This is a genomic window from Rhodococcus sp. NPDC079359 (genome assembly GCF_040702585.1).
Taxonomy (GTDB): Bacteria; Actinomycetota; Actinomycetes; order Mycobacteriales; family Mycobacteriaceae; genus Rhodococcoides.
In genome coordinates, this window is sequence record NZ_JBFBLH010000002.1 from 1 (window position 1) to 13,460 (window position 13,460).

Below are 13,460 nucleotides of genomic sequence, written 5' to 3' on the forward strand. Positions count from 1 at the left end.
GTTCCTCGAAGACCTCGAGCGACAAGCCACCAAGTTCGAGGAGATGCGCGATCGCTCCCTCGCCCGCGAACGCGCGAAGGCCGAAGCACGCGCGTCGTAAGCTCAGATCGGCTGGTGTGCCCGGTACCGACTTCGGTGCCGGGCACCACTGTTTTCCGGCATCTGTCTTCCGACCGCTGCCCCCGGCCCACCGATGTCACCATGATCACGTTCCCTCCGTTCCAAAGGCTTCCCTCATGACACTGCAGATCGGCTCGCTCGAGTTGCGCAGCCCCGTCGTCCTCGCACCGATGGCCGGCGTCACCAACGTGGCGTTCCGCACCCTGTGCCGGGAGCAGGAGTTGGAGCGGGCCGGTAGTACCTCGGGTCTGTACGTCTGCGAGATGGTCACAGCGCGAGCGCTCGTCGAACGGCAGCCGGCCACGATGCACATGACGACGTTCGGCCCCACCGAAACTCCACGGTCGCTGCAGCTCTACACCGTCGATCCGGACACCACGTACGCCGCCGCGAAGATGATCGTCGACGACGATCTGGCCGACCACATAGACATGAACTTCGGCTGCCCGGTTCCGAAGGTCACCCGAAAAGGCGGTGGTGCCGCACTGCCCTACAAGCGAAACCTGTTCGGCCGCATAGTCGCGGCTGCCGTCAAGGCAACCGAGGGCACCGACATTCCCGTCACCGTCAAGTTCCGCGTCGGCATCGACGAGAACCACCACACTCATCTCGATGCAGGACGAATCGCCGCAGGCGAGGGCGCAGCGGCGGTGGCTCTGCACGCCCGAACCGCCTCGCAGCGTTACTCCGGAACCGCCGACTGGAACGAGATCGCTCGACTCAAGGAACATGTCTCCGGCATCCCGGTCCTGGGCAACGGCGACATCTTCTCCGCGTCCGACGCGGTCCGCATGATGGCGGAGACCGGGTGCGACGGCGTCGTCGTCGGGCGCGGTTGCCTCGGTCGGCCCTGGCTGTTCGCCGAACTCAGCGCCCGCCTCAACGGTCGGCCCGAACCCACTCCACCCACCCTCGGCGAGGTGGCCACCATCATCGCTCGGCATGCCGAGTTGCTCGCCGAGCATCACGGCGAGAAGAAGGGCCTGCGAGAACTGCGCAAGCACGTCTCCTGGTACCTGCGCGGATTCCCGGCCGGATCCGACCTTCGGGTCTCGATGGCATTGGTCTCGACCCTGACCGAGCTCGACGACCTTCTGGCGCAACTCGATCCGACCGTTCCGTTTCCCAAGGACGCCGAAGGCCCCCGTGGTCGACAGGGCTCACCGGGCGCGGTGTCGCTGCCCGACGGTTGGCTCGACGATCCCGAGGACGTCTGTGTCCCCGCCGGTGCCGACCTGATGCATTCCGGCGGCTGATTCGCAGCTGACCAGCCGCCCACCTCGCTCGAGTGGACCATGCCGCTCGAGTCAGTACTATGGCTGGGATTGCCGAGCAGGCGGCGCGTGCGTGTGATGGAAGGCCAGGTTCGAATTCGTGGGAGACGATCGAGAGTCGGGCCCGTCGGTGCCCGAGGGTCGCGCCCCATGGGAGCGCCCGCTGTCCTCAATCAGACAAACCGGTGCAATCGGACGGTCGGGGCAGCGCCCACCTCACTCCGAAGGCCCCGCAACACCGGACGAGGAGCAATCGCCTCAGCCCGAGGACAGCGGTAGGCTCGGCAAACGATCGCCGCGTAACGCCGACACCGTCTCGGTCGCCGAGTTGGTGGACAAGATGTCGCGCTCGGGATCGACTCGGCGGGCTCCGGACGACCGTCCCGAGGCCGAAGAGCCGACCGAGGTCATCGCCCCCATCACCGATTCCACTCCCCCGCCTGCCCGCGCAGTGCCGCCGACTCCGCCGCCGCACGCGGCACCGGAACCGGTGGGTGCGCCCGCGACGGATCGCCCGGCTCTGACACGGTTGGCGATGAGCCGGGTGCGCCGACGCCGCCGAGTGCGGATGATCGGCCGAAGCCTGGTCTCTCTCGTCGCGATTCTGGCGGTGGCCCTGACCGGGGTGGTGTGGGGATATCTCCGCAACACCGATCAGGGATTTCTCCAGGTCGCCGCACTCGATCCCGATTCGACCGACGTCGTCGACGCCGAAGGCCAATACGGCGACGAGACGTACCTGATCGTGGGCACCGACACCCGCACCGGGGCCAGCGGCGAGGTGGGTGCCGGCACCGTCGCCGACGCCGAGGGAGCCCGTTCGGACACGGTCATGCTCGTCAACATCCCGGCCGACCGCAGCCGCGTCGTCGCCGTCTCGTTTCCCCGTGATCTCGATGTGACGCGCCCCGAGTGCGAGCAGTTCGACAACGACACCAATACCTACACCGGAGAGATGTTCCCCGAGGCATACGGCGACAAGCTCAACGCCACCTATGCTCTCGGCGGCCCCAAATGTCTGGTCAAGACCATCCAGAAGATCTCGGGCCTGCGTATCGGACACTTCGTCGGGATGGACTTCGCCGGATTCGAGTCCATGGTCGACGAGGTCGGTGGTGTCGAGGTCTGCACCGCGCAGCCGCTGATCGATTACGAATTGGGTGACGTCCTCCCCAACGTCGGAACACAGCGCATCGACGGCCGCACCGCACTGAACTACGTTCGAGCGCGCAACGTCGAGTCCGAGGGCAACGGCGACTACGGCCGCATCAAGCGACAGCAGCGTTTCCTGTCGTCGCTTCTGAGGTCCGCGCTCTCGAACAACGTGCTGCTCGATCCCGGCAAGCTCAACGGATTCGTCAACGCGTTCACCTCGGACACCTTCGTGGAGAACGTCAAGACTCAGGACCTGGTGACGCTGGGGCGCTCGCTGCAGAACGTGGACGCCGGTGCGGTGACCTTCCTGACCATTCCCACCACCGGCACCAACGACTACGGCAACGAGATCCCCAACGACGACGCGATCGGTGCGATCTTCCAGGCCATCATCGACGACGCTCCGTTGCCCGGTGAGGAACGCGCGGAGCCGGTGACACCCGAAGAGCCCGCACCTGCCGCCGTACCCGACGCGCCGCTGTTGGCCGTCGATCCGGCAACTGTCTCCCTGCAGGTGTCCAACGCATCCGACATCGCCGGGATGGCTCAGACGGCATCCGACGAACTCGCGGTCTACGGCTTCCAGATCCTGACGGTCGGCAACTTCTCGGGCACCGCGGCTCAGACCGTGGTGCGCTACTCCCAGGATCAGGAGGCTGCTGCGGCGACCGTCGCGTCGGCGATACCCGGCGCGGCCATCGAGCTGGCACCGAGCCTGAACAACGTCGTCGAGGTGGTGCTCGGCTCGAACTATCCCGGATACACCCAGTTTCCGACGGCATTCGGCACTGAAATCGATCCCACTCAGGTCGAGGGCACCACCGAGAGTGCGCCCCTTCCGGAGGATCTCTCGTACACCAACGCCGCCGACGACACGTGCGCCTGAGTTCATTCATGCTCCGTTAACCCTCGGGACAGGGAACTGGTCGGTGTGACCCACTAAACTTCGCTCATGCGCGTCGCCTACAACGAACAGATGAACGAGCTTGCCGATCTCCTCGGAGAGATGGCGAGCCTGGCTGGTGCGGCCATGGAAAAGGCCACGCAGTCCCTCCTTCAAGCAGACCTGGTACTCGCCGAGCAGGTCATTTCCGAACACGACAGGATCACCGAGCTCAGTGCGGTGTGCGAGGAGAAGGCCTTCACCCTTCTCGCCCTGCAGGCTCCGGTCGCAGGCGACCTCCGTTCGGTGGTGGCCGGCATTCAGATCGTCGCCGACATCGATCGCATGGGCGCACTCGCACTGCACGTCGCCAAGATCACTCGTCGCAGGCACCCGAACCATGCCCTCCCCGAGGTCGTCAACGGGTACTTCGCCGAGATGGGTCGGCTCGCCGTTCAGATCGGCGCGTCGGCCCGTGAGGTCCTCGAGACCCGCGATCCCGAGCGCGCTGCGAAGCTGCAGGAGGAGGACGAGGCGATGGACGATCTGCACCGTCACCTCTTCACGGTGCTGATGGACCGCGAGTGGAGCCACGGCGTCGCTGCTGCGGTGGACGTGACTCTGCTCGGCCGCTTCTACGAGCGCTTCGCCGATCACGCTGTCGAGGTCGGCCGTCGGGTGATCTTCCTGGTGACCGGTGAGCTGCCGCTCGACCTGAGCCACAACAACATCCCCACCTCGTAGTACCCACCCTCGCCGAGACCGAGTGGCGCTGCGCTGCAGCGCTACTCGGCTTTCTCGTCGGAACAACGAGCGCAGACACGCACGAAAGAACCCCCGCCGAGCTTTCGCTCGACGGGGGTTCTCGCGTTCGTGTGTGCTTATCCGAAGCGGCCGGAGATGTAGTCCTCGGTGGCCTTCTGCGTCGGATTGGAGAAGATCTTCTCGGTGTCGTCGATCTCGATGAGCTTGCCGGGCTTGCCGGTCGCCTCGAGGTTGAAGAAGCCGGTCTGATCGCTCACCCGTGCGGCCTGCTGCATGTTGTGCGTGACGATCACGATCGTGAAGTCCTGCTTGAGTTCCTGGATCAGGTCCTCGATGGCGAGAGTGGAGATGGGGTCGAGAGCCGAGCAGGGCTCGTCCATCAGCAGAACGTCGGGCGAGACTGCGATAGCACGAGCGATGCACAGACGCTGCTGCTGTCCGCCGGAGAGGCCACCACCGGGCTTGTCGAGGCGGTCCTTGACCTCGTTCCAGAGGTTGGCACCCTTGAGCGAGCGCTCGGCGATCTCGTCGAGTTCCTTCTTGCCGCGGCCGCCCTGCAACTTCAGGCCGGCGACGACGTTGTCGCGGATCGACATCGTCGGGAAGGGGTTGGGGCGCTGGAAGACCATGCCGATGGTGCGGCGCACACCCACCGGGTCGACGCCACTGCCGTAGATGTCCTCGCCGTCGAGCAGCACCGAGCCTTCGACGCGGGCGCCGGGGGTCACCTCGTGCATGCGGTTGAGCGAACGCAGGACGGTCGACTTACCGCAGCCGGACGGTCCGATGAACGCGGTGACGCTGCGCGGCGGTACGGCCAGAGTGACGTCGGAGACGGCATGGAACTTGCCGTAGTAGATGTTGACGTCCTTGAGATCGAGACGCTTTGCCATGTTCTTCGTTCCTTAGGATTCGCTGGAGTCGGGTGGGTCAGAAGTTCTTGGGCGAGAAGAACTTCGAGACCAACTTCGCGCCGATGTTGAGTATTGCGACGATCAGGATCAGCGTCAGGGCTGCTCCCCACATGCGCTCAGCGGTGAGCACGCCGGTTCCTGCTTTCTGCAGGTCGACCATCATGAGCGGCAGAGACGTCTGCGGCCCCTCGAAAATGTTGAAGTTGATGGCGGTGGCAGATCCCACCAGGATCAGCACGGGTGCCGTCTCACCCATCACGCGGGCCAGAGCGAGCATGATGCCGGTGACGATGCCGGACAGCGCCGTGGGGATGACGATCTTGGCGATGGTCTTCCACTTCGGCACACCGAGCGCGTAGGACGCCTCGCGCAGATCCTGAGGGACGATGCGCAGCATTTCCTCGGCCGAGCGCACGATCACAGGGATCATCAGCAGCACGAGGGCGAAGGCCACGGCCAGGCCGGAGCGCTGGAACCCGAAGGTGGCGATCCACAGCGCGTAGATGAACAGGGCCGCGACGATGGACGGCACACCGGTGAGGATGTCGACCATGAAGGTGGTGACTCGGGCCAGTCGCGTGCCCACGCCGTATTCGACGAGGTAGATGGCGACGAAGATGCCGATCGGGATGGAGATGGCGGCGCAGAACAGTCCTTGCAGGAGCGTTCCGACGATGGCGTGGTACGCACCGCCGCCTGCGATGAACTGGGTGACGCCGGCCTGCGAGTTCTGCCACCACGTGGGTGAGACCACCGCGGACAGTCCACGAGAGATCACCGTGTAGAGCACCCAGATCAGTGGGACGAGTGCCACCAGCACCGAGAGGCTGACGAGGATCGTCGCCGAGAGGTTGGACGCCTTCCGGCGAGCGCTGACGCCCTGGAACGTGGGTTCCTTGACGGGCTTGTCCATGGTTGCGGTCATGGGTCAGTCCTTCTTTCCGGCGATGGCGGCGCGAGCACCGGCGTTGACGACGAACGTCAGGATGAAGAGCACCAGACCTGCGGCGATGTAGGCACCGGCTTGGAGCGGGTTGTTGAACTCGCCCGCGGCCAGCGCGATCTTGGTCGCGAATGTCGAACCGCCGTCGAACAAGGTTCCGCCGAACGTCGACTGGGTGCTGCGAATGATGATGTAGAGCGCGATGGTCTCACCGAGTGCGCGGCCGAGGCCGAGCATGGAGCCGCTGACGTAACCGGACTTTCCGAACGGAATGACCGTGGTTCGCACGACCTCCCAGCGGGTGGCCCCGAGTGCGAGAGCGGCTTCGATCTGACCCTTCGGCGTCTGCATGAACACCTCGCGGGTCACGGCAGCGATGATCGGCAGGATCATGACGGCGAGCACGATGCCGCCGGTGAAGATGGTGCCGCCGCCGGCGATGGAGACCGACCCGGTACCGAAGAGTGGGAACCAACCCAGGTTGGTGTTGAGCCACTCGGCGAACGGGCTGATCACCGGCGCGAGGACGTACAGGCCCCACAGTCCGAAGACGATCGACGGGACTGCGGCCAGCAGATCGATGACGTAACCGAGCGGTCCCGCCACTCGCTTGGGCGCGTAGTTCGTCAGATAGATGGCGATGCCGAGGGCGACAGGCATCGCGAGGACCAGCGCGAACAGGGACACCGTGACGGTGACCAGGAACAGATCGAGAACACCGAACACCATGGCCGAGGTGTTGGACGTGTCCCAGGCACCGTTGTAGGTCAGAAAGTTGACCGTGTTGTTCGACAGTGAGGGGATCGCACGCCAGACCAGGAAGATACCCACGGCGGCGATCAGCGCGATGATGAAGATGCCCGAGCCCGTGGCGAGGCCGGAGAAGATCCTGTCACCGGGACGTGTGACGGTCCCCGATTTTTTCTTGTCTGACAATTGTGGTTCTTCCGGTTTGTGCGCGGCACCCGCGGAGGGCACAGAAGCCGCGGAGGGGACGCCGGTCATCGAGTGGGTGTCGCTCATACCGCTCACTGTCTCGTGTGGAGGTCGAGGACGGTCCTGCTTCGGCTCGCGATGCCGCGAGCCGAAGCAGGACTACGTCTCATTTAATCAGGCGATTGCTTCGATAGCGGTGATCAGACGCTCCTTGAAGCGGTCCGGCAGCGGCACGTAGCCGGCTTCCTCGAGGCCCTGCTGGCCCTCGTTCGCGGCGCTGAGCAGGAACGACTTGACTGCTGCCGAGGTGTCGGCGTCGTAGCCCGCCGAGCAGACGATCTCGTAGGTGGCGAGCACCAACGGGTAGGTGTCGGCCTCGTTGCTGGCGTACAGCGTGTCGAGGTCGAGCACCAGGTCGTTGCCCTCACCGGAGAAGGTCACGGCGTCGATGGCAGCGGCAGCACTCTCGGTGCTCAGCTCGACCGGGCCACTGCCGAAGTCGATGTTCGCGGCGCTGAGGCCTTCCTGCTCGACGAAGCCGAACTCGACGTACGTGATCGAGCCGGGAGTCCCGGAAACGGCCTGGGCGACGCCCGAGGAGCCGTTGGCACCTTCGCCGACGCCGCCGGCCCAGTCGGAGCTGTGATCGAGGGTCCAGGCCTCCGGAGCAGCGTCGGACAGGAAGCGCTGGAAGTTGTCGCTGGTGCCCGAGGAATCGGAGCGGTAGACCGGGGTGACCGGGGTGGACGGCAGGTCGACGCCTTCGTTGAGGGCGGCGATCGCGGGATCGTTCCAGGTGGTGATCTGGCCGGTGAACATCCGTGCGGTGACATCGGGCGTGAGCACCAGGCTGTCGACGCCGTCGAGGTTGTAGGCCACTGCGACGGGCCCGAAGACCAGCGGCAGGTTCCATGCCGGGTTGCTGTCGCAGCGGGTGGCCGCCTCGGCTGCCTGCTCGTCCTTGATCGCGGAGTCGGAGCCGGCGAAGTCGACCAGACCGGCGACGAACTGCGTACGACCGTTGCCCGAGCCGCTGGTGGTGTACTCGACGGACTTGCCGGAGCAGACGCTCGAGTAGACCGAGGTGAAGTTGGACATCGCGTTCTGCTGAGCAGACGATCCTTCGCCCGTGAGCGGAGACTTGCCCTCGCACGAGGCGGAAGAATCGCCCGCGCCGACGGTCTCGACGTTCGCGTCGCTACCGCATGCGGTCAGCAACATGGCACTGATGGCCACTGCGCTCATGAGAGCACCGTTGCGCTTGAGGTTCACCTGTTTCCTCCGAGGAATCTTGGGCCGTGTCCACGGCTCGGACCTGATCGGCCGCGCTGTGACTGTGTGGGTGCCGGCTCCAGAAGAGAACCTCGCACCAGGCGGCGTAGGTTGCCACCCATGGAGAAAGGTAAGGGCAGGTGGTAGACGTTTACCCCCGCGTGGGTGAACGGAAGATGAACACCGCAGCCTGAAATGTCCGTTCAGACGCTGCGAGCGTATGCGGCATCCACGTGGTAGTTCTCGAAGCCCAGCTTGCTGTAGGTGTGCACGGCAGCGGTGTTGTCGGCCTCGACGTACAGCATGATCTGGCCGAGTTCTCTGCTACGCAGATAGTGCAGGCCGGCCAGCGTGAGCACTCGGCCGAGGCCGCGCCCCTGCGACTGGGGGTCGATTCCGACGACGTACACCTCACCGATGGCGGGTTCCGAGCCTTCGGCCGGATGAACCTTCGTCCAGTGGAAGCCGAGGAGGCGGTCGCTGCCCTCCTCGAAAGCCAGGAACAGTCCGGCCGGGTCGAACCACGATTCGTCTCGTCGTGCGGCGATGTCGCGATCGGTCCAGCCACCCTGTTCGGGGTGCCAGGAGAAGGCCGCATTGTTGACCCGCAGCAGCTCGGCATCGTCCTGATGCCCACGATACGTTCGAAGCGAAATACCTTCCGGCACAACCACATCCGGAAGATCGGGATGCGCGGACGCGCGACGCATCTGCAGCAGCTCGCGAACCACCTGCAACCCGAGCCGCGCCGCGACAGACTGCGCCGCCGGCAGGTTGCCGTGCGCCCAGATACGGGCACCGGAGCCGATTTCGAGTGCGCGAGAAACCAATTCGCGTCCCACTCCGTGACCGCGGAACGGCGGATCGACGACAGCCTCGGCCATCCCGTCGGCGATTCCGACGTAACCGACCACACGATCACCCTCGATGGAGACCAGACGAACGACGTCGTCACCTCGGTCGACAGCCTTCACGGCCTGCTCCGACAAGGGCGCAGTGCCGTCGACTTCCGTTGCACGGGAGAGGATCTGATGAATCTCGTAGGAAACGCGCGAAGACGGTGCGTCGCCGTCGATGGGGTGGACGTCGAACGCAGAATCCGAATTCATCTACGAGAGAGTACTCTCTTGCTCGAACTCGAAATCCGCATCGTCGGAATCCCCGCCGGCAGCGTCCGAGACCACCGGTCCACCCTTGGCGTTGCGCGCGGGTCGAACCGCCTTGTATCCCACGTTGCGTACCGTTCCGATGAGCGACTCGTACTCGGTGCCCAGCTTGGCGCGCAGGCGTCGAACATGGACGTCGACGGTGCGCGTGCCACCGAAGAAGTCGTAGCCCCACACCTCCTGCAGGAGCTGGGCGCGAGTGAAGACCCGCCCCGCGTGCTGAGCAAGGTACTTCAGCAGCTCGAATTCCTTGTACGTGAGGTCGAGCGGACGACCTCGCAGCCGAGCGGTGTAGGTACCTTCGTCGATGACCAGTTCGCCGAGCGTGATCTTGCCGGAGGTCTCCGGGCTGGCAACTCCTCCACTACGGCCGACCAGCAACCGCAGCCGGGCGTCGAGCTCTGCGGGGCCGGTACCGGGGAGCAGGATGTCGTCGAGACCCCAGTCGGAATTCACCGCGACGAGCCCACCCTCGGTGAGCACCGCGACGACGGGGATGGCCGATCCGGTACTTCCCAACAGGCGACACAGACCACGAGCGGCGGCCAGGTCCGTACGAGCGTCGACCAGCGCGATGTCCGCCGAGCCGGCTTCGAGAAGCGAGGACACCTCGGTGGGTACCGGGCGTACGTGATGCGCCAGGAGAGCGAGGGACGGCAGAACGCCCTCCGGATTGGGATCGGAGGTCAGTAGTAGGAGCTCCACTGCGTCTCCATTCTTACTGCTGGCCGGTCCAGTCCAGGCTGGACTTGAGTGATCGTCAAGGACACAGACTAGCTTGTCCGTACAACCGGCCGAAGAGGGCAGTGCGCGATTCGTCGGTCACAATGGACCCGTGCGCACACTTCTCATCGGACTCGCCAGCCTGCTGGCCCTCACCCTCGTGGTGGATTTCGGCGCTGCGGCCTACTCGGAGTATCGAGTCTCCCGCGCGATCCGCGCCGGCGGTGAGCTCACCTCGGACCCTCAGGTGATCGTGCACGGTTTCCCGTTCCTCACCCAGGCCGCGGACGGGCGCTACCAGAACATCGAGATCCGCGCGCAGGACGTGCCGACCGAGTACGTCGGCTCGACGACGATCGAGGCCAATCTCCGCGGCGTGCACATCGAGTTGTCCGACTTGATCGACAACAACGTGCGGGCGATTCCCGTGGACGAGCTCGACGGCCGCGTACGGATCGAGGCCACGGACCTCGGCCGGTTCCTCGGCATCGTCGACCTGCAGGTTTCCGCGCCGCCGGCCGACAAGTCGGACGGCACCGGCGGCTCCGGCGGATCGGGCATGACCACTACCGGGGGCGTCGTGCTGACCGGAACGGTTCCGGTCGGCCCGCTCGAGACGACGGTGAGCGTGCAGGCCGACCTGTTGCTCGAAGGTGACGGCGTCGCCATCGTGGCGTCGGACTTCTATTTCGGCCCGGAGGGTCAGGCGGACTTCTCGATCCCCGATTTCGCCAAGCCCACGGTTCTCGGACTGTTCACCAAGACCATCGAGCGTCAGAGCCTGCCCTTCGGGCTCGTCCCGACCGACGTCTATGCGGAGGGCTCGCAGATCGTCGTCGAAGGATCGGGCGAGAACGTGACCATCGACCTCAACGAAATCGAAAAGCCGTGACAGGGATCACAGTTCTCGTCGTCGTGGCGATCCTTGCCGTCGCTACCGGATTGTTCCTGCGCAGCCGATCGGGTGCCGTGCGGGCGGTGCGTGAGCCCGACACCGTGACCGACGACCTGTACCCGCTGCTGCTCGACGCGGGTGCCACGACCGACTATGCGACCGTCCTGCACTTCTCGGCCGACTGGTGCGGACCGTGCGCAGCCGTGCGACGTGTCGTCCAGCAGGTGCTGGACGACCGGAGCGATGCCCGCGAACTCGAACTCGACATCGACGCCCATCCGATCCTCGCTCGCGAATTGGGCGTGCTGTCACTGCCCACCACTTTCGTACTCGACACCCGATTGCAACGGCGCTCCAGAATCGCGGGTGTGCCGTCCGCTGCGGCGCTGCGGTCGGCACTCGACGCTCTCTGACCTCGCTTCTTCGGACCGGCGGTAGGACGCGCCGCTGGTAGCGGGTACGATGCTCTTCGTGTTCTCCTGCCGCGAGCTGATGCTCACCAGTCGTCGCACAGTCGATCTGTGCCGACTGGGCGGTTGTTGCTGTCGCTGCTGCTGATTTCCTTCTGCCGCCACGCCCATGCGTGATGACGGCCCGATGATCGAAATCCATGTCCGAGCACTGCCGATGCGGCGTGCCCCGACCTCGCTCAGGAGTACCTCTCGATGTCGACACCCGACACCCGGACCACCACCCCCACTGCCACGATCGACCAGGTGGACGTTCGTGGTCCACGCTTCGCGGCGTGGATCACCACCGCCGTTCTGGTCGTCGTTCTCCTCCTGACCACGTTCTCGGTCCCCGCGGCGGCAATCCTGCTCGGGCTACAGGCGATCGTGTTCGGAATCGGAGCCGTCCGCGGACCCAAGCGCAGTCCGTACGGCACGATCTACGCGACATTCGTCGCACCGCGGCTCTCCCCCACCAGCGAACGAGAGCCGGTGGCACCGTTGAAGTTCGCTCAACTGGTGGGCTTCGTGTTCGCCGCCGTCGGAGTCCTCGGCTTCGCGATCGGCGCTCCCGTCGTCGGAACCGTGGCGGCAGGCTTCGCGTTGTTCGCGGCCTTCCTCAACGCCGCGTTCGCGGTCTGCCTCGGCTGCATGATCTACCCCCTCGCCTCGCGGCTGCGCACCACCTCGCACACCGCATCCTGAACAGGGTCGCTTGAGCAGGCTGCAGTCCTGTCTCGACCTTCACCGATCCATAGAGAAAGACCGAAAGGAACACCATGGCTCGCTCCGACGTCCTGGTCTCTGCCGACTGGGCCGAGCAGAACCTGAACGCACCGAAGACCGTCTTCGTCGAGGTCGACGAAGACGCAAGCGCCTACGACGGCGGACACATCGAAGGTGCGGTCAAGCTCGACTGGCGCAAGGACCTGCAGGACCCGGTTCGCCGCGACTTCCTCAATCAGGAACAGTTCTCGGACCTGCTGTCGGCCAAGGGCATCAGCAACGACGACACCATCGTGCTGTACGGCGGAAACAACAACTGGTTCGCCGCCTACGCCTACTGGTACTTCAAGCTGTACGGCCACAAGGACGTCAAGCTCATCGACGGTGGACGCAAGAAGTGGGAACTCGACGGCCGCGCGCTGTCCAAGGACGTCGTCAGCCGTGAGACCACGCAGTACCGCGCCGAGGCACCCGACCTGTCGATCCGCGCGTTCCGCGACGAGGTCATCGATGCCATCGGCAACAAGAACCTGATCGACGTGCGTTCGCCCGACGAGTTCTCGGGCAAGATCCTCGCTCCGGCTCACCTTCCGCAGGAGCAGGCACAGCAGCGTGGCCACGTCCCGTCCGCGATCAACATCCCGTGGAGCACCACCGCCAACGAGGACGGCACGTTCAAGTCCGACGAAGCGCTCGAAGAGCTGTACAAGACCAAGGGCTACGACGACAGCAAGGCCACCATCGCCTACTGCCGCATCGGTGAGCGTTCGAGCCACACCTGGTTCGTCCTCAAGGAGCTCCTCGGCAAGGAAGACGTCAAGAACTACGACGGCAGCTGGGTCGAGTACGGCTCTCTCGTCGGAGCACCCATCGAGCTGGAGGTTCACTGATATGTGTGGAGCACCCGTACAGGGCCAGACCATCCCCGCAGGTGTCGACGTCGAGAAGGAAACGGTCATCACCGGCCGCGTCCTCGCCGGCGACGGTGAGCCCGTAGCAGGCGCATTCGTGCGGCTGCTCGACGGCAGCGGCGAATTCACCGCAGAGGTCGTCGCGTCGGGCACCGGAGACTTCCGGTTCTTCGCCGCTCCCGGACAGTGGACGCTTCGCGCGCTGTCGGCATCGGGCAACGGCGACACCGTGATCGCTCCCGAGGGCGCAGGCGTGCACTCGGCGAACGTCACCGTCGGAGTCTGATCCGACCGGCTCGCTTCGAACGAAAAAGAACCCCGCACCTGC

The 13,460-nt window shown here is 65.1% G+C and carries 14 protein-coding genes and 1 pseudogene; 9 read left to right on the forward strand and 6 right to left on the reverse strand.

Annotated features, from left to right (window positions below; all coding sequences use genetic code 11):
- From AB0362_RS04670 to phoU, 4 genes and pseudogenes are all read left to right on the forward strand, one after another.
- Positions 1–100: pseudogene (locus AB0362_RS04670) on the forward strand (acyl-ACP desaturase); the annotation flags it as partial.
- Positions 101–236: 136 nt separating this feature from the next.
- Positions 237–1,376 (forward strand): tRNA dihydrouridine synthase DusB, encoded by a 1,140-nt coding sequence (gene dusB, locus AB0362_RS04675; RefSeq protein WP_068049864.1) that lies wholly within the window; start codon positions 237–239, stop codon positions 1,374–1,376.
- A gap of 118 nt (positions 1,377–1,494) precedes the next feature.
- Entirely contained in the window at positions 1,495–3,435 is a 1,941-nt protein-coding gene (locus tag AB0362_RS04680) for an LCP family protein (protein WP_366234994.1), read from the forward strand.
- Positions 3,436–3,501: 66 nt separating this feature from the next.
- Entirely contained in the window at positions 3,502–4,176 is a 675-nt protein-coding gene (gene phoU, locus AB0362_RS04685) for a phosphate signaling complex protein PhoU (RefSeq protein ID WP_317532554.1), read from the forward strand.
- A gap of 137 nt (positions 4,177–4,313) precedes the next feature.
- Here the strand turns inward: phoU and pstB are convergent, their stop codons facing one another.
- From pstB to AB0362_RS04715, 6 genes are all read right to left on the reverse strand, one after another.
- The gene (gene pstB / locus AB0362_RS04690; RefSeq protein ID WP_032395896.1) at positions 4,314–5,090 is read right to left on the reverse strand and encodes a phosphate ABC transporter ATP-binding protein PstB; all 777 of its coding nucleotides are present in this window, start codon (positions 5,088–5,090) and stop codon (positions 4,314–4,316) included.
- Between the two features lie 37 nt (positions 5,091–5,127).
- Positions 5,128–6,036, reverse strand: coding sequence for a phosphate ABC transporter permease PstA (gene pstA / locus AB0362_RS04695; RefSeq protein WP_149405014.1), 909 nt, complete (start codon positions 6,034–6,036; stop codon positions 5,128–5,130).
- Positions 6,037–6,039: 3 nt separating this feature from the next.
- The gene (gene pstC, locus AB0362_RS04700) at positions 6,040–7,077 is read right to left on the reverse strand and encodes a phosphate ABC transporter permease subunit PstC (protein ID WP_149405013.1); all 1,038 of its coding nucleotides are present in this window, start codon (positions 7,075–7,077) and stop codon (positions 6,040–6,042) included.
- A gap of 87 nt (positions 7,078–7,164) precedes the next feature.
- A complete protein-coding gene (gene pstS, locus AB0362_RS04705) occupies positions 7,165–8,262 on the reverse strand; it encodes a phosphate ABC transporter substrate-binding protein PstS (protein ID WP_149405012.1) in 1,098 nt (365 codons plus the stop codon).
- A 203-nt stretch (positions 8,263–8,465) separates the two neighbouring features.
- Complete coding sequence (mshD, locus tag AB0362_RS04710) at positions 8,466–9,371, reverse strand: mycothiol synthase (protein ID WP_366234995.1); 906 nt, start codon at positions 9,369–9,371, stop codon at positions 8,466–8,468.
- Complete coding sequence (locus tag AB0362_RS04715; protein WP_068049874.1) at positions 9,372–10,133, reverse strand: response regulator transcription factor; 762 nt, start codon at positions 10,131–10,133, stop codon at positions 9,372–9,374.
- 130 nt (positions 10,134–10,263) lie between these two features.
- On the opposite strand from AB0362_RS04715, the gene AB0362_RS04720 reads away from it, so the two are divergent.
- The 5 genes from AB0362_RS04720 to AB0362_RS04740 all read left to right on the forward strand — a co-directional run bounded on the left by AB0362_RS04720 (position 10,264) and on the right by AB0362_RS04740 (position 13,418).
- A complete protein-coding gene (locus tag AB0362_RS04720; protein ID WP_068049884.1) occupies positions 10,264–11,043 on the forward strand; it encodes an LmeA family phospholipid-binding protein in 780 nt (259 codons plus the stop codon).
- The gene (locus tag AB0362_RS04725; RefSeq protein WP_366234996.1) at positions 11,040–11,459 is read left to right on the forward strand and encodes a thioredoxin family protein; all 420 of its coding nucleotides are present in this window, start codon (positions 11,040–11,042) and stop codon (positions 11,457–11,459) included. The genes AB0362_RS04720 and AB0362_RS04725 overlap by 4 nt, the downstream gene beginning before the upstream one ends.
- 252 nt (positions 11,460–11,711) lie before the next feature.
- On the forward strand, positions 11,712–12,200 hold the full coding sequence (locus AB0362_RS04730) for a DUF4395 domain-containing protein (protein ID WP_068049878.1): 489 nt from the start codon (positions 11,712–11,714) through the stop codon (positions 12,198–12,200).
- 74 nt (positions 12,201–12,274) lie between these two features.
- Positions 12,275–13,111 (forward strand): sulfurtransferase, encoded by an 837-nt coding sequence (locus AB0362_RS04735; RefSeq protein ID WP_068049880.1) that lies wholly within the window; start codon positions 12,275–12,277, stop codon positions 13,109–13,111.
- Position 13,112: 1 nt separating this feature from the next.
- Positions 13,113–13,418, forward strand: a complete 306-nt coding sequence (locus AB0362_RS04740; RefSeq protein WP_037194601.1) for a DUF1416 domain-containing protein — start codon at positions 13,113–13,115, stop codon at positions 13,416–13,418.
- Positions 13,419–13,460: the final 42 nt, after the last annotated feature.

What these genes read in the sequence shown, in the direction of transcription:
- mshD (WP_366234995.1), bottom strand. Translation starts at nt 9,371, where the DNA reads ATGAATTCGGATTCTGCGTTCGACGTCCACCCCATCGACGGCGACGCA.
- pstC (WP_149405013.1), bottom strand. Translation starts at nt 7,077, where the DNA reads ATGAGCGACACCCACTCGATGACCGGCGTCCCCTCCGCGGCTTCTGTG.
- AB0362_RS04730 (WP_068049878.1), top strand. Translation starts at nt 11,712, where the DNA reads ATGTCGACACCCGACACCCGGACCACCACCCCCACTGCCACGATCGAC.
- pstB (WP_032395896.1), bottom strand. Translation starts at nt 5,090, where the DNA reads ATGGCAAAGCGTCTCGATCTCAAGGACGTCAACATCTACTACGGCAAG.
- pstA (WP_149405014.1), bottom strand. Translation starts at nt 6,036, where the DNA reads ATGACCGCAACCATGGACAAGCCCGTCAAGGAACCCACGTTCCAGGGC.
- dusB (WP_068049864.1), top strand. Translation starts at nt 237, where the DNA reads ATGACACTGCAGATCGGCTCGCTCGAGTTGCGCAGCCCCGTCGTCCTC.
- AB0362_RS04740 (WP_037194601.1), top strand. Translation starts at nt 13,113, where the DNA reads ATGTGTGGAGCACCCGTACAGGGCCAGACCATCCCCGCAGGTGTCGAC.
- AB0362_RS04735 (WP_068049880.1), top strand. Translation starts at nt 12,275, where the DNA reads ATGGCTCGCTCCGACGTCCTGGTCTCTGCCGACTGGGCCGAGCAGAAC.
- phoU (WP_317532554.1), top strand. Translation starts at nt 3,502, where the DNA reads ATGCGCGTCGCCTACAACGAACAGATGAACGAGCTTGCCGATCTCCTC.